Source organism: Pseudomonas veronii (assembly GCF_002028325.1).
GTDB classification, from domain to species: domain Bacteria; phylum Pseudomonadota; class Gammaproteobacteria; order Pseudomonadales; family Pseudomonadaceae; genus Aquipseudomonas; species Aquipseudomonas veronii.
The window spans coordinates 517,902-534,244 of the sequence record NZ_CP018420.1; the positions used below are offsets into that span (position 1 = coordinate 517,902).

Consider the following 16,343-nt stretch of genomic DNA (forward strand, 5'->3'; position numbering starts at 1 on the left):
CTTTGAGACTGGCCAATAGATCCTATTTGGAGTCAGGTCTGGGGTTTATCAAGGCGTGGGAGCGGTGACTCATCCGTTCACAGTTTCTGCCATGTCGATGTGAAGCCGCTTATCTAGGCTGTTGGAGCGCGTTCTGTTTCCCGCCATCTGTCTGTTTGCGGTTATAGCAAATTGCGATAGTTTGAGTTCGGGTTTAACCTTCATAGCAAGATGCGATAAGGATGTTGCATGCGAGTGATTAGTGAGAAAAGGATCTGGGAAGCAAAGGAAAAGTGGCCGCGCTCAGCGAGTGCTTTGGATGAGTGGTACCGACGGATAAAGCGCAATAGCCCAGGAGATTTCGCGTCAATGAAAGGCATTTTTCCTGCGACGGATAAAGTCGGGCAGTTCCATGTGTTCGACATCGGTGGCAATAAACTGAGGTTAATTGCTTTCGTGCGGTACCCAGCACAACGAATTTACATCAAGCATCTGCTCGATCACCGCGAATACGAACAAGACAAGTGGAAGGAGACAATCAGATGAGCGCACTCATTCAGCTCGCCGCTGAACATTGGCAATTTGTTTCACCATTACTGCGCAAGCCAAAAAACGAGGCGGATTACGATGCACTGGTTGCTGCCCTCGACGAGTTGCTGGATTTGGTCGGGGAGGACGAATCAAATCCGCTTATGAGTTTGGTGGATATTCTCAGTGACTGGATCGAAGCCTACGATCACGAGCATCGTCCGATGCCCGTCGTCAGTGGTGTTGACGTGTTGCGCGCGATGATGCGCGAACACGGCTTGAATCAAAGTGATCTGCCAGGCTTAGGCACACAGTCAGTCGTTTCCGAGATTCTGAGCGGTAAGCGTAAGCTCAATCTGCGACAGATTAAATGGTTGGCCGAACGCTTTGGGGTTTCCGTGGAGACGTTCATCTAGCCGACTCTACGAAGAACAACTGATCTCCAAATGCTTGCCCCAATCCGGCGGCCGCTGCGCGTACTGCTCCATCCCGGCCTGCTCCTCGAACGGTTTGCGCAACACCTCGTGCAGCCGCCGCACTTCGCTGTAATCCCCCGACTCGGCGGCGGTGATGGCGTTCTGTGCGAGGTAGTTGCGCAGGATGTACAGCGGGTTGACCGCATGCATCCGTGCTCGGCGCTGTTCTTCGCTGTACTCGCCATCGCGCGCCACGCGGGCCTTGTACGCGTCTGCCCAGGCATCGAAGCCGTTCCTGTCGACAAACTCGTCGCGCAACCGCGCCACTGCGAGCGCCGCCGGTTCATCGCCCAGGCGGCGGAAGAACAGCGTGTAGTCCACGCCGCTGTTCTGCATCAATTGCAGCAGGCGCTCCAGCAGTTTCTGGTCATCGTCTTCGGCGCTGGTCAGCCCCAGGCGGCGGCGCATCAGGTCCAGGTAGTGCGCCTGGTACAGCGGCAGGTACAGGCCGAGCGTTTCCTTCAAGGCGTCGACGCTGATAAACGGTGTGAGCGCCTGCGCCAGCGCGCTGAGGTTCCACTGCCCGATCGGCACCTGATTGCTGAAGGAGTAGCGCCCTTCATGATCGGAATGGTTGCAGACGAAGTGCGCGTCAAAATCGTCAAGAAACGCAAACGGCCCGAAATCGAAGGTGATGCCGAGTATCGACATGTTGTCGGTGTTCATCACCCCATGGCAGAAGCCATAGGCCTGCCATTTGGCGATCAGTGCGGCGTTGCGTTCGACGACTTCGCGGAACATCGCCAGGTACGGTTCGGGCTGTTCCCGGCACTCGGGGAAGTGCAGCTTCAACACGTGCTCGGCCAGTGCCGCCTGCTGCTCGGTCTTCTGGGTGTAGTAGAAGTATTCGAAATGACCGAAGCGCACATGGCTACGGGCCAGGCGCAACACCATCGCCCCGCGTTCCTGCTTCTCGCGCCAAACCGGCGTGCTCGAGCCGATCACACACAGCGCCCGGCTGCTAGGGATGTTCAATGCATGCAGGGCTTCTGACGCCAGAAACTCCCGAATCGAAGAGCGCAGCACGGCGCGGCCATCGCCCATCCGCGAGTACGGCGTCTGCCCGGCGCCCTTGAGGTGCAAGTCCCAGTGTTCGCCGGCGCGGTTATACACCTCGCCGAGCAGCAAGCCACGGCCGTCGCCCAACTGCGGGTTGTAGGAGCCGAACTGATGCCCGGAATACACCATCGCCCGCGGTTCGGCTTCGGCCCACAGCTTGTGGCCGCCGAACAGTTCGGCGAACACCGGCGTTTCGGCCACGGCCGGGTCGAGGTCGAGCAGGGCCATGGCGGCGTCGCTCGCCACGACCAGGCGCGGTTCGTCGAGGGGCTCGGGCAGGACGTGGGTTGAGAACGCGTCGCCCAGGCGTGCGAAGCGATTGTCGAAGGTCAGTTCGTCGAGGGCTTTCACCGGCCATCTCCAGCAGAATGTCCGAGCATTCTGCTGGGGATAGGCGTTTTAGTCGAGCTTGGAGGGTGGCGGCTCGGGGGCGTCCACCACTTTGCCCGGCGGCGGTTCCGGTGCGTCGTGCGTCTCTGCCGGGTTGGCGATGGTGCGTTTTTCGTCTTCTACCGGCACCAGCTTGTACTCCTGGCCGTGCAGGTTCTTCAGGTAAACCTCCATCTGCCGGAACGAGATGTTGATGTGGTTGTTCTTGAACTCGCGGTTGATAAAACGGTTCACCTCGTCGATCACCGGGTTGCGGTCACCGAGGTCGCGCACGTGCATGCGCAGTTCGTGGTCGAGGGTGCTTTCGCCGAAGTTGAGGAAGTACACGTGGGGTTCGGGTTCTTTCAGCACCCGCGGGTTTTCGCGCGCGGCCTGGAGCAACAGGGCTTTCACCAGGTCGAGGTCGGAGCCGTAGTCCACGCCGAGCTTGAGGGTGACCCGGGTGATGGTGTCGGTCAGCGACCAGTTGATCAGTTGCCCGGTGATGAACGTCTTGTTCGGGACAATGATGTCCTTGCGGTCGAAGTCGGTGATGGTGGTGGCGCGGATGCGGATCTTGCTCACCGTGCCCGACAGGTTGCCGATGGTGATGGTGTCGCCGATCCGCACCGGGCGCTCGAACAGGATCATGATGCCGGAGATAAAGTTGGCGAAGATCTCCTGCATACCGAAGCCCAGGCCCACCGACAGCGCCGCCACCAGCCATTGCAACTTGTCCCAGCTCACGCCGAGGGTCGATAGGGTCGCCACAAACCCCACGCCGGCAATCACGTAGGACAGCAACGTGGTGGTGGCGTAGGCGCTGCCCTGGGCCAGGTCCAGCTTGGACAGCACCAGCACTTCCAGCAAGCCGGGCAGGTTGCGCGCCAGGGCGAAGGTGATGCCGATGATGATCAGCGCGCCGAGCATGTCGCCGATGCTGATCGGCACCATGCTGATATTGGCCCCGGTGCCGCTGGTGTATTCGTAGAGGGTGACGTTGTCGAGGTAGGAGAACACCGAGATCAGGTCCGACCACACCCAGTACAGCGCCGCGATGAAGCCGCCGAGCAGGGCCAGGCGGATCAGGCGCATGGATTGTTCGTTGACCTGTTCGATGTCCAGGGTCGGCTCTTCGATCACCGCTTCGCCTTCGCCGGCTTCCTTGGCGGCCTGGCGTTTTGCCAATGCCCGCGAATAGGCCAGGCGCCGGGCGGCGACGCCCAGGCCGCGGGCGAATGTGGCTTCGATCACCAGCCAGAACATCAACAGGTACAGGGTGTTGATCAACCGGTCGCTGAGCTTCAGCGCGGTGTAGTAATAGCCGAAGCACACGGCGATAAACAGTGCGATGGGCAGCGCGGTAAACAACAGGCCCGCGGTTTTGCGGAACAGTGAGGCTTTCTCGTGGGTCGTGCTGTGCAACAGCAGGCGACCCAGCAGCCAGGCCATCAGCGCATAGCAGGTCAGCACCACGCCGATGCCCAGCACGTCGTCGGCCAGGGCTGCCGGCTGGTGCTCGGCAATGGCCACCACGGCCACCAGCGCCAGCACCACCAGCCCGAGCTTGCGTACCCAACCTTGCAGGAATGCGACCTGCGGTCGTTCCCAGCGGAAGTGCAATTCGGCGACGCCGCCTGGCGCGAGGATTCGGTAGGCGGTGTAGAACACCAACCACGCCTGAGCGATCTGCAACAGCGCGGCACCCAGGTTGGCGTTTTGCCCGCGGGCGTCGATCTGCAACGCATAACCGCATAACGCCAGGCCCAAGGCCACGGGCATGGCCAGCAGGATATTCACCAGGATCGCCTGGGGCGTGTGCCATTGGCTGTCACGCTTGAAGTGGCCGATGTCCATGTGAACCTTTTTCAGCCGCGCGTACAAGGCATTGCGCCGCCACAACAGTGCGCCGATCAACAGCAGCAACGGCAGGAACAGCAGCGGGCGCTGGGTCAGGCCGTCGTACAGTTCGCTGACGCTGGAGGCCCAGGGCAGGGAGGTGACTTGCTTGCTCAGGTGATCCGGGACGGTTTCCAGCCACTCGGTGTCCAGCGGCTTGTTGCTGGGAATCCAGAACATCTGCTCATCGAGGGTCGCACGCAGGGTGGTGGCGGTGCTCAGCAGTTGTTTCTGGTTCAGTTGCAGGGTGATCGATTCATTGAGCAGCGCGCTCAGCTCGCGGCTCAGGCGCTCGAGCAGGTCGCTGCGGGTGATCGCCAGTTCCAGCAGAGTGCGCCGCAATTGCGGGGTGACCTCATCCGGCGGCTGGTTGGCCAGCAGGTTATCCACATAGGTGCTGGGCGAGCTGATCAGTTCGCGCTGCTGGTTGACCTCGAACTGGTACAGGCGAATGTTGGCGATGTCGTCGGCGAGGTTGCGGTCGACCGTGAGGCGCGGCAAGGCCTGTTTCTGTTTGTACAGAATCTTCGACAGCAGCAGGCTGCCCTTGAGCACGTTGATCTGTTCGTCCAGCGCCGAGTCGCTCTGGGTCACGGTGTCCAGTTGCTGCTTGGTCTGCAGGTTCTTCTGGGTCAGGTCGTTGAGGCGGTCGGTGCTTTTGAGCAGGTAGTCGGACAGCTTCAGGTTGGCCGCGCTTTCCGTGGCCAACAGGCTGCTGCTGCCGGCTTTCTGCGCTTCGATGGACTGTTGGGTCACCGTCTGTTGGGACTGGGCCAGGCGTTTCTGGTTGATCAGGGTTTGCAGGTCCTGGATCTCTTGTTCCAGGCGCGCGGTTTTTTCCACCACCAGGTCATGCTGGCTGTTGCCCAGGTCTTGCAGTTGGCTGTTGCCGGCCAGTTCCTGGCGGCGCAGTGGGATCAGGGCATTCAGCGACGCCAGTTCGGCGTTCAACTGGTTGCGCTGGTCGGCGCTGAGGGTTTTGCCATTGTCCTTGCCGGCCTTGAGGGTCGCGTTGATCTGCTGGATGCGCGTCTGGCTGCTGCTGATTTCGGTCTGGGCGCGCTCGGGGCGGGTCTGGGCGGCGATGGTCAGGCTGTTGGCGTCGGCCAGGTCTTTTTGCAGGTCGCCTTGCTGGGTGGTGCGCTGCACCAGCAGTTGTTCCAGTTGCGGCACCGGCAAGGTGGCGTAGCGCTGGGCCACCGGGACGACTTTGGTGGCCTTGAGCCGGGTCAGTTCGCGCTGGTTTTCGCTGGTCTGGCGCGGGGCGTCTTGCAACTGGCGCTTGAGATCGACCAGGCGCTGCTCGTAATCCTGCTTGTTGCCCAGGTGGGTCAGCGTCTGCTGCAGGATCGCCTGCAGCGCCTTCATGTCGGCGTCGGGCAGCTTGCGGTCGGGCAGCTTGTCCAGGGTTTGCTGGATAGCGTCGGCGCTGGGCGGGTCGGCGGCGTATACGCTGCCGACACAAAGGGTCAGGCCCAGCAGGGCAGTGGCGAGAAAAGTGCGCAGGGTTGGCATAGAGACCGGTCGAGCAAGGTGAAGAATCGGGGCAGTATTGCCCCGCAGTTTAGAGGAAGAGTCCGGGGCCCGGGCGACTTCCTTCGGGGAATCTGACGCCGACTTTGCCAATCTTGTTCCCGTCCATGACTGCGACGGTCCAGATCGTGTTGTTCCACTCCACCTGGTCGCCGACCACCGGCGCGCCGCCGACTTTCTGGGTGATGAAGTGGCTCAGTGGCATGTCCGGGTCGATGCCTTCGAGCTGCAGGCCGTACAGCGCCGAGACTGCGCCCAGTTGGGCGTCGCCTTCGAGGATGAAGTCGCCGAAGAAGCGCAAATCCAAGCCGCGTTGCGGCGCCTGGCTGAACAGTTTGCCCAGGGCCGGCAGGTTGTGTTCGTGACCGATCACGCAGAGCAGATCGTCGGCTTCCAGCACCGTACTACCCGACGGATGGAGCAGTTGCTGGCCACGGAACAGCGCCGCGATACGCGTGCCTTCGGGCATTTTCAGCTCGCGCAGGGCTGCGCCGATGCACCATTTTTCCGCGCCCAGGCGGTAGACGAACAGCTCCCACTCACTGGTGACGTGAACTTCCAGGGCGGCGCGGGAAATCGGCGCCGGCTCCGGTGGCACGGTCACTTTCAGCAGCTTGGCGACCCACGGCAGGCTGGTGCCTTGCACCAGCAGCGAGACCAGCACGATAAAGAACGCCAGGTTGAAGTACAGCTGTGCATGGGGCAGGCCGGCCATCAGCGGGAACACCGCAAGAATGATCGGCACCGCGCCGCGCAGGCCGACCCAGGCGATAAAGGCTTTTTCGCGGCCGTGGAACGCCTTGAACGGCAGCAGGCCGACCATCACCGACAGCGGCCGCGCAAACAGGATCATCCACAGCGCCAGGCCCAGGGCGGGCAGCGCAATCGGCAGCAGGTCGTGGGGCGTGACCAGCAGGCCCAGCACCAGGAACATGCCGATCTGGGCGAGCCAGGCCATGCCGTCGAGCATATGCAAAATGCCATGACGGCTGCGCACCGGGCGGTTGCCGATCACCAGGCCGCACAGGTACACGGCGAGGAAGCCGCTGCCGTGCAGGGCGTTGGTCAGGGCGAAGACGAACAGGCCGCCGGCGATCACCAGGATCGGGTACAGGCCGTTGGCCAGGTTGATGCGGTTGACCATCTGCAGCATCAGCCAGCCGCCGCCCAGGCCGATGAGGCCCCCGATGCCGAACTCGCGCACCAGGTGCAACAGCAGGTTCCAGTGCAGGCCGGTCTGGCCGCTGGCGAGCATGTCGATCAGGGTGACGGTGAGGAACACCGCCATCGGGTCGTTGCTGCCGGATTCGATTTCCAGGCTGGCGGAGACCCGTTCGTTGAGCCCTTTGCCGCCGAGCAGCGAGAACACCGCGGCGGCGTCGGTGGAGCCGACAATCGCGCCGATCAGCAAGCCTTGAATGATGTTGAGGTCAAACAGCCAGGCCGCGGCCATGCCGGTGAGACCGGTGGTAATCAACACCCCCACCGTGGCCAGCGACAACGCCGGCCAGAGTGCCACGCGAAAACTCGCCACCCGGGTGCGCAAGCCGCCGTCGAGCAGGATCACGGCCAGGGCGAGGTTGCCCACCAGGTAGGCGGTCGGGTAGTTATCGAAGATGATGCCGCCGCCGTCGACGCCGGCGACCATGCCCACGGCCAGGATGATCACCAGGATCGGAATGCCCAGGCGGGACGAAAGAGAGCTCACCAGAATGCTCGCACTCACCAGCAACGCGCCGATCAAGAACAGGCTGTTGATGGTGGTCGCATTCAAAGGCAGTACTCCATGGGCAAAATAAGACGGACGCATTCTGACCATGCAGTCTGCGTGCCAGCGATTCTAACCTGTTGAATTGCCGCGCTGTCAAAAAGGTTTTAGCGACGGGCGCCGATCTAAATGTGGGAGGGGGCTTGCCCCCGATTGCGATTTGTCAGCTAGCTTATCTACAGCTGACCCACCGCTATCGGGGGCAAGTCGAATCGTCGCACCGCCCCTCCCACATCTTTAGAGGCGAAACCGCCCAACCATCCCGTTCAAGTCCACCGCCAGGCGCGACAACTCGCTGCTCGCGGCACTGGTCTGGCCGGCGCCGGTTGCCGATTGCACCGACAGATCACGAATGTTCACCAGGTTGCGGTCCACTTCCCGTGCCACCTGCGCCTGTTCCTCCGCCGCGCTGGCGATCACCAGGTTGCGTTCATTGATCTCGACAATCGCCGTGTTGATCGTATCCAGCGACATCCCCGCGCCTTTGGCGATGTTCAGCGTCGATTCCGCGCGCTCGGTGCTGTTGCGCATCGAATCCACGGCATGCTCGGTGCCGGCCTGGATACTGCCGATCATCCGTTCGATCTCGCTGGTCGACTGCTGGGTGCGATGGGCCAGCGCACGCACTTCGTCGGCCACTACGGCAAAGCCACGGCCGGCTTCCCCGGCACGCGCCGCTTCAATCGCCGCGTTCAGGGCCAGCAGGTTGGTCTGGTCGGCGAGACCGCGAATCACGTCGAGCACCTTGCCGATGTCGCGCGACTCATTGGCCAGGTCGCCGATCAGCGTCGCGGTGGCTTGCACGTCGCCGCTCATGCGCTCAATGGCGCTGACGGTTTCCTGCACCAGGTCGCGGCCGTCACCGGCGGAGGTGGTGGCGTTGCGCGAGGCCTCGGAGGTGCTCACCGCGTTGCGCGCGACTTCCTCGACGGCGCTGGTCATCTCGTTGACCGCGGTGGCGGCCTGTTCGATTTCGTTGTTTTGTTGGGTCAGGCCACGGGCGCTTTCGTCGGTCACGGCGTTAAGCTCTTCGGCGGCAGAAGCCAACTGAGTGGCCGAGCCGGCGATGCGTTGCAGGGTGTCGCGCAGTTTGTCCTGCATCTTGGCCATGGCAGCCAGCAGGCGGCCGGCTTCGTCGTGGCCATCGACCTTGATCGGGCGTGTCAGGTTGCCTTCGGCGATTTCTTCAGCCGCGTCCAGGGCCTGGGCGATCGGCAGGGTGATACTGCGGGTCAGCAGCCAGGCGAACAACAGGGTCAGCGTCGTGGCGATGACCAGCAGCCCAACCACCAGGTCGAAGGCCAGGTTGTATTGGTCTTTGGCCTGCTGATTGGTGGTCAGGGCCATCTTGTTGTTGATGTCCGCCAGGCGCGCCAGCACGGCGTTGGTCTGCTCGGCGTTGCTCAGCAACTCGCTGTTGAGCAACTCGCGCAGCTCGTCGACCTGATTGGCCCGCGACATGCTCTTCATGCGCTCTTCGATCTGATGGTACTGGGCTAGCAGGCGCACGTATTCGTCGTAGGCCGCGCGTTCTTCGCTGCTGTCGATGAGTTTTTCGTAGATGCCCTGGGCGGTCCGAATCTGCTGGTTGCGCTGTTCGATGGTTTCCAGGGTTTTTTGCTGCACGTCTGGCCCGCGGTTGGTCAGCAATCGGTATGACAGCACCCGCAGGCGCAATGTCAGCTGGGTGAACTCATCGAGGGCGCGAATACTCGGGACGCTGGACAGCGTGATGTCTTCTGCCGCCGCGCGGATTTTGCTCATTTGGTTCAGGGCGAACACACCGAGAAACAACATGAGTGCACCAATCAACGCGAAGCCTAGGAACGCACGCGGCGCGATATTCATATTACGAAGAGACATGCGGGAGTCCTGGGAAGAAGCGCGATCCATGCGGCTATGAGACAGGGTGAGTATTACCTATCGGCAGTACGACTAAAGTCTAAAGTGGCGTGTGTTTTTATCGCATCTGACGAGGGGCCGGGTCGATTCAGGAACCAGATGGGGGAAATGCAGTCACTAAGGCTCGAAAGTGCGGCCCGGCCCTTAACAATCGGGCTGCGCGCCGGGGATAACCCTGGCATCCGAGGTGAATTTTCTTTATCGTCACCGCCCTTTTAAAAAGCCCAGGAAATCAAAATGTTAGAAGCATCCCTCAGCCAGCTGGAACAACTGGTCAGCGACCTGGTACAGCAGAATCAAGACCTGTTGGGCACCAATGAATCCCTCAAGGCGCAATTGGCCCGCGCCAAGGATGAGAACGACAGCCTGCAATTGAACCTGATGGAACAGGAAGAAAAGAACGGCGCCACCGCTGCGCGTATCCAGGCGTTGGTTGAGCGTGTGAGCGCAGGGCCTGTCAGCGCATGAACGAAGGGATAAAGGTCGTTTCGATTCTCGGAGAGGATTACTCGATCAAGGCTCCGGCCGGGGAAGATCAAACCCTGATGCACGCCGTGACCCTGCTCAAGGCCTCCCTGGCCACCACCAAGAAAAAGTACCCGACCCTGATCGGTGACAAGCTATTGGTACTGGCCGCGCTGAACCTGTGCGCCGAGCAGATCGAAATGCAACAGCGTCACCAGCAGGAACTCGACCGTTACCAAGAGCAAGTCAGCGCCACGGTCGAGGTGATTTCCAAGGCTATCGGACAGCCTTAGAACCACTCATCCTGCATGCCGAGGCACGTATCGTCGCGGGCCTCCAGTATTGCCAGTTCATGATGGCAGCCCGGTACTTCCCAGGTCAGGAAGTAGCGGGCCGCCTGGAGCTTGCCTTTATAGAACGCGGTGTCCGCCGCATTGCCCTTGGCCAGGCCTTCTTCGGCGCGAATCGCCTGCTCCAGCCAGCGCCAGCCAATCACTGTGTGCCCGAACACCTTCAGGTACAGCGCCGAATTCGCCAGGCTGCTGTTGACCTTGCCTTGGGCGAGATCCGTCAGCAGGCCGATCGTCACGCTTTGCAGGCGCGCCACCAACTGTTCCAGCGGTTCTCTCATGGCCTTCAGCGATGGATATTGCTGCGCCCGTGCGCCTGTTTCGGCGATCAACCGAATCAGTTGCTTCAGGCCCGCGCCGCCGTTCTGCGCGAGCTTGCGCCCCAGCAGGTCGAGGGACTGGATACCGTGGGTACCTTCATGGATCGGGTTGAGGCGGTTGTCGCGGTAATACTGTTCCACCGGGTATTCGCGGGTGTAGCCGTGGCCGCCGAGGATCTGGATCGCCAGCTCGTTGGCCTTGAGGCAGAACTCCGAGGGCCAGGATTTGACGATCGGCGTCAGCAGGTCGAGCAGTTCGTGAGCGCGCTTGCGTTCGACGTCGGTTGCCAGGGTGGTGGTGTCGTCGAACAGGCGCGCGGCAAACAGGCCGAGGTCGAAGGCGCCTTCGACGTAGGCTTTCTGGGTCAGCAACATGCGTTTGATATCGGCGTGCTGGATGATCGACACCGGCGCGGTACTCGGGTCTTTGCTGTCCGGCAGGCGGCCTTGCGGGCGTTCGCGGGCGTATTCCAGGGAATACAGGTAGCCGGCGTAACCGAGCATCACCGCGCCCATGCCGACGCCGATGCGCGCTTCGTTCATCATCTGGAACATGCAGCTCAGGCCCTGGTGCGGTTTGCCCACCAGATAGCCGACACAGTGCCCGTTATCGCCGAAATTCAGCGCCGTGGACGTGGTGCCACGCCAACCCATCTTGTGAAACAGCCCGGCCAGCAACACATCGTTGCGCGCACCCAGGCTGCCATCGTCGTTGACCAGGAATTTGGGCACGATAAACAGCGAAATGCCCTTCACCCCGGCCGGCGCGTCCGGCAGTTTGGCCAGCACCATATGCACGATGTTTTCCGACAGCGGGTGGTCGCCGCCGGAGATAAAGATCTTGTTGCCCTTGAGCCGATAGCTGCCGTCCGCCGCAGGCTCTGCGCGGGTACGAATGTCCGACAGCGACGAGCCGGCATGCGGCTCGGTCAGGGCCATGGTGCCGAAGAAGCGCCCCTCGATCATCGGCTGCAGGAAGCGTTGCTTCTGCTCCTCGGTGCCGAAACTTTCGATCAGGTTGGCGGCGCCCATGGTCAGGAACGGGTAGGACGTTGACGCCGCGTTGGCCGCCTGGAAGTGCGCGAAGCAGGCCTGGGACAGCAGTGTCGGCAACTGCATGCCGCCGGCTTCGAAACTGCGCGCAGCATTGAGGAAGCCGGCTTCCAGGAAGGCGTCCACGGCCGGTTTGACTTCCGGGATCAGGATGGCCTTGCCGTCCTCGTAGCGCGGTTCGTTTTCGTCGTTTTTGCGGTTATGCGGTGCGAAGTACTTTTCGGCGATGGTGCGGGCGGTACTGATGGCCGCGTCGAAGGTTTCGCGATTATGTTCGGCAAACCGCTCGCGCTGGGTCAGGCCCTCGGCATCGAGGACTTCGTACAGCTCGAAAGCCAGATTGCGGGAACTGAGGAGCGTCTCGGACATGGCGGCTTACCTGTGTGGGAAGGAGCCTGAGTCTAAGTGCGCGAATAAAGGCTGGATAGCAAGATTGATCTGGGTGATGGAGGGGCAGAACGCGGACGAGGAATTGAAATACAGTCAAATGTGGGAGGGGGCTTGCCCCCGATGGCGGTGGATCAGTAACAGCTGAACTGACTGACACACTGCAATCGGGGGCAAGTCGAATCGTCGCACCGCCCCTCCCACATGTTTACCGCGTTTCGGCAGTTAGCCGATGGTCATCAGGCTGGCGTTACCGCCCGCCGCTGCGGTGTTGACGCTCAGCGCACGCTCGATCACCAGACGCTCCAGGGCAATTGCTGTCTCGCCTTGGGACAAGCCATGTACCCCGACAATCGCCCCGCCACGCTGGGCCACTTGCTGGCAAACCGCGCGCAGTTGATCGGAATCGCCGTGGTGCAGGACTGCGTCGAACAGCACATCGTCCTTGGTCCAGTCGGCCACGCGCTTGATCTTCGCCTGAATCTCTTTCGGCAGGCGTGGGAACAAAGCTTTGGTCAGCTCGGTTTCCGGCCATACCGCCGAACCACCGACGGCCAATACCGCCGCCAGTTGGGTCAGCAGGTCACCTTCTACTTCTGCCAGGCACAGTACGTGCTCACGGGGCAGGATGGCGTAGCTGTTGCGCTCGCCGGTCGGGCCGGCCAACAGGCGGGTGATACCGCTTTGCGATTGCGTGGCGAACCGGCTGCACAGGGCGCTCAGGTCGCTGAGCGTGTGGCTGTCGGCCCAGGCTTTCAAAGCGGTCAGCGGTTGGCTCATGGCGTCGCGCAAGCGCACATCCGGTGCGGACAATGCATCGCCGCGAACGAAGGACTGCTCGATCGCATCGGTAGGACGCGTCGACAGCAGGCGGTACAGGTACAGCGGACCACCGGCTTTCGGGCCGGTGCCCGACAAACCTTCGCCGCCAAACGGCTGCACGCCGACCACCGCCCCGACAATGTTGCGGTTGACGTAGACGTTGCCGGCATGAACGTTGTCGATCACCTTGGCGATGGTCTCGTCGATGCGCGTGTGTACGCCCAGGGTCAGGCCGTAGCCGGAAGCGTTGATCTGGCCGATCAACTGGTCGATCTCCTTGCGCTTGTAGCGCACCACGTGCAGCACCGGGCCGAAGATCTCCCGTTGCAGCTCGTCGAAGCTTTCCAGCTCGATCAGGGTGGGCATCACGAAGGTGCCGCGCTTGATCTCTTCGCCGTCGGCGATCGCCACTTGGTACACCGCGCGGCCTTTGTCGCGCATGGCCTGGATGTGTTTCTCGATGCCGGCCTTGGCTTCGGCGTCGATCACCGGGCCGATATCCACCGACAGGCGCTCCGGGTTGCCCAAACGGCATTCAGCCATGGCGCCCTTGAGCATTTCGATGACGCGGTCTGCAGAATCTTCCTGCAGGCACAGTACACGCAGGGCCGAGCAACGCTGGCCGGCGCTGTCGAAGGCCGACGACACCACGTCGATGACCACTTGTTCGGTCAGGGCCGAGGAGTCGACGATCATCGCGTTCTGGCCACCGGTTTCGGCGATCAGCGGGATCGGTCGGCCCTGGGCATCCAGGCGCCCGGCGACATTGCGTTGCAGCAGGCGCGCGACTTCGGTGGAACCGGTGAACATCACGCCTTTGACGCGATCATCGCCGACCAGGCGCGCACCAACGGTTTCGCCCTGGCCCGGCAGCAGTTGCAGCACGCCTTCCGGAATACCGGCTTCGAGCAGGATACGTACCGCTTGTGCGGCCACCAGCGGGGTTTGCTCGGCAGGCTTGGCCAATACCGGGTTGCCGGCGGCCAGTGCGGCGGCGACTTGCCCACTGAAAATCGCCAGCGGGAAGTTCCACGGGCTGATGCAGACCACCGGGCCCAATGGGCGGTGGGCGTCGTTGGTGAAATCGTGACGCGCCTGCACCGCGTAGTAACGCAGGAAATCCACGGCTTCGCGCACTTCGGCGATGGCGTTGGCGAAGGTCTTGCCGGCTTCGCGGGCCAGCAGGCCCATCAGCGGCTGGATCTCGCCTTCCATCAGGTCGGCGGCGCGTTCAAGGATCGCGGCGCGCTCGGCGGGCGGGGTCGCCTGCCAGATCGGGCCGGCGTTGATGGCGCACTGGATCGCGTTGTCGACGTCATCGACGGTCGCTTCCTGTACGTGGCCGACCACATCACGCAGGTCGGACGGGTTCAGCACCGGCGTCGCAGCTTCATTACTGGCGGCGCAACCCAACATCGGCGCGGCTTTCCAGTGGTTGTGCGCGGTGGCCAGCAGGGCGCAGGACAGCGACGCCAAACGGTGTTCGTTGGCCAGGTCGATACCGGCCGAGTTGGCGCGGTCGCTGCCGTACAGATCGCGTGGCAAGGGAATACGCGGGTGCGGCAGGCCGAAGCCGCCTTCCAGCGTCGCCATTTGCTCGATGCTGGCCACTGGATCGGCCACCAGCTCCTGGATCGAGATGGACTGGTCGGCGATACGGTTGACGAACGAGGTGTTGGCGCCGTTTTCCAACAGGCGACGTACCAGGTAGGCCAACAGGGTTTCGTGGGTGCCGACCGGGGCGTACACGCGGCACGGACGGTTCAGCTTGCCCTCGGCCACTTTGCCGACGACCTGTTCGTACAGCGGTTCGCCCATGCCGTGCAGGCACTGGAACTCGTACTGGCCGGGGTAATAGTTCTGACCGGCGATATGGTAGATAGCCGACAGGGTGTGGGCGTTATGCGTGGCGAACTGCGGGTAGATGACTTCCGGCACCGACAGCAGTTTGCGTGCGCAGGCGATGTAGGACACGTCGGTGTACACCTTGCGGGTATAGACCGGGTAGCCTTCCAGGCCTTCGACCTGGGCGCGCTTGATTTCGCTGTCCCAGTACGCGCCTTTTACCAGGCGGATCATCAGGCGGTGGCGGCTGCGGCGCGCCAGGTCGATGACGTAGTCGATCACATACGGGCAGCGCTTCTGGTAGGCCTGGATCACGAAACCGATGCCGTTCCAGCCGCTCAGTTGCGGCTCGAAGCACAGGCGTTCGAGCAGGTCCAGGGACAGTTCCAGGCGGTCGGCTTCTTCGGCATCGATGTTCAGACCGATGTCGTATTGCTTGGCCAGCAGGGTCAGGGACAGCAAGCGCGGGTACAGCTCGTCCATCACCCGTTCGTACTGGGCACGGCTGTAACGTGGGTGCAGGGCCGACAGCTTGATGGAAATGCCCGGGCCTTCATAAATCCCACGGCCGTTCGAGGCTTTGCCGATGGAATGAATGGCTTGTTCGTAAGAGGCGAGGTACTTCTGTGCATCGTGTTCGGTGAGTGCGGCTTCACCAAGCATGTCGTAGGAATAGCGGAAACCCTTGGCTTCGAACTTGCTCGCATTGGCCAGGGCTTCGGCGATGGTTTCGCCGGTGACGAACTGCTCGCCCATCAGGCGCATGGCCATGTCGACGCCCTTGCGGATCATCGGCTCGCCGCTCTTGCCGATGATGCGGCTCAGGGATGAGGTCAGGCCTGCTTCGTTGTGGGTGGCGACCAGTTTTCCGGTCAGCAGCAGGCCCCAGGTGGCCGCGTTGACGAACAGCGACGGGCTGTTGCCCAGGTGCGGTTGCCAGTTACCGGTGCTGATCTTGTCGCGGATCAGTGCGTCGCGGGTGCCTTTGTCGGGGATGCGCAGCAGCGCTTCGGCCAGGCACATCAGTGCCACGCCTTCCTGGGACGACAGGGAGAATTCCTGCAGCAAACCCTGGACGATGCCGGCACGGCCGCCGGCGCTCTTCTGATTGCGCAGTTTTTCTGCAATCGACGCGGCCAGCTTATTCGTGGCTTCGGCCATCTGGGCCGGCAGGCGAGCCTGTTCGATCAGCATCGGCACCACTTCCGGCTCCGGGCGGCGGTAAGCGGCGGTGATCGAGGCGCGCAGTACGGATTGCGGCAGGATGCTCTCGGCGAACTCGAGGAAGCACTGATGGGCGTGGTCGGCCTGGACCTCGCCGGCGTCGTCGGCCTCCTTGCTGCTCAAGCCATTGAGCTCGGTCAGGGTTGCACCACCCTCGAGTTTCTCCAGGTAATTGAAAATCGCCTGCTTGATCAGCCAGTGCGGCGTGCGATCAATGGAGGTCGCGGCCGCCTTCAGGCGCTCGCGGGTCGGGTCGTCGAGTTTGACCCCAAGGGTGGTTGTAGCCATTTTCTTATCCTCATGGGTGCCACTACCGAGTGGCATCAGCTGGCGGCAAGATTAGCTTCGGTCTGGAAGAGGTGCA

General features: G+C 62.1%; 10 protein-coding genes and 1 pseudogene. 4 read left to right on the top strand and 7 right to left on the bottom strand.

The annotated features are described in order from the left end of the window. The first annotated feature begins 228 nt into the window (after positions 1–228). Positions 229–525 carry a type II toxin-antitoxin system HigB family toxin gene (locus PverR02_RS02365; protein WP_017849827.1) on the top strand — a complete coding sequence of 99 codons (297 nt, stop codon included), beginning with the start codon at positions 229–231 and terminating at the stop codon, positions 523–525. Beyond that, a complete protein-coding gene (locus PverR02_RS02370) occupies positions 522–923 on the top strand; it encodes a helix-turn-helix domain-containing protein (protein WP_079442697.1) in 402 nt (133 codons plus the stop codon). The genes PverR02_RS02365 and PverR02_RS02370 overlap by 4 nt, the downstream gene beginning before the upstream one ends. 6 nt (positions 924–929) lie before the next feature. Here the strand turns inward: PverR02_RS02370 and selO are convergent, their stop codons facing one another. The 5 genes and pseudogenes from selO to PverR02_RS32990 all read right to left on the bottom strand — a co-directional run. Beyond that, positions 930–2,393, bottom strand: a complete 1,464-nt coding sequence (selO, locus tag PverR02_RS02375) for a protein adenylyltransferase SelO (protein ID WP_057003646.1) — start codon at positions 2,391–2,393, stop codon at positions 930–932. Between the two features lie 48 nt (positions 2,394–2,441). After that, positions 2,442–5,825: a mechanosensitive channel MscK gene (gene mscK, locus PverR02_RS02380; RefSeq protein WP_046384947.1), complete on the bottom strand. Its 3,384-nt coding sequence runs from the start codon at positions 5,823–5,825 to the stop codon at positions 2,442–2,444. Between the two features lie 49 nt (positions 5,826–5,874). Further along, positions 5,875–7,617 (bottom strand): potassium/proton antiporter, encoded by a 1,743-nt coding sequence (locus PverR02_RS02385; protein WP_046384946.1) that lies wholly within the window; start codon positions 7,615–7,617, stop codon positions 5,875–5,877. A gap of 231 nt (positions 7,618–7,848) precedes the next feature. Then, entirely contained in the window at positions 7,849–8,721 is an 873-nt protein-coding gene (locus PverR02_RS32985; protein ID WP_371928164.1) for a methyl-accepting chemotaxis protein, read from the bottom strand. Positions 8,722–8,751: 30 nt separating this feature from the next. Beyond that, positions 8,752–9,504, bottom strand: a pseudogene (locus PverR02_RS32990) (MCP four helix bundle domain-containing protein); the annotation flags it as partial. A 246-nt stretch (positions 9,505–9,750) separates the two neighbouring features. Here PverR02_RS32990 and PverR02_RS02395 point away from each other — a divergent pair. Beyond that, complete coding sequence (locus PverR02_RS02395; protein WP_017849821.1) at positions 9,751–9,981, top strand: hypothetical protein; 231 nt, start codon at positions 9,751–9,753, stop codon at positions 9,979–9,981. Continuing rightward, positions 9,978–10,271 (top strand): cell division protein ZapA, encoded by a 294-nt coding sequence (locus tag PverR02_RS02400; RefSeq protein WP_017849820.1) that lies wholly within the window; start codon positions 9,978–9,980, stop codon positions 10,269–10,271. The genes PverR02_RS02395 and PverR02_RS02400 overlap by 4 nt, the downstream gene beginning before the upstream one ends. Here PverR02_RS02400 and PverR02_RS02405 read toward each other — a convergent pair. Continuing rightward, a complete protein-coding gene (locus tag PverR02_RS02405; RefSeq protein WP_079442699.1) occupies positions 10,268–12,070 on the bottom strand; it encodes an acyl-CoA dehydrogenase in 1,803 nt (600 codons plus the stop codon). The two genes, PverR02_RS02400 and PverR02_RS02405, sit on opposite strands and share 4 nt — an antisense overlap. A 243-nt stretch (positions 12,071–12,313) precedes the next feature. Then, positions 12,314–16,267, bottom strand: coding sequence for a trifunctional transcriptional regulator/proline dehydrogenase/L-glutamate gamma-semialdehyde dehydrogenase (gene putA, locus PverR02_RS02410; protein WP_017849817.1), 3,954 nt, complete (start codon positions 16,265–16,267; stop codon positions 12,314–12,316). Positions 16,268–16,343 lie beyond the last annotated feature (76 nt).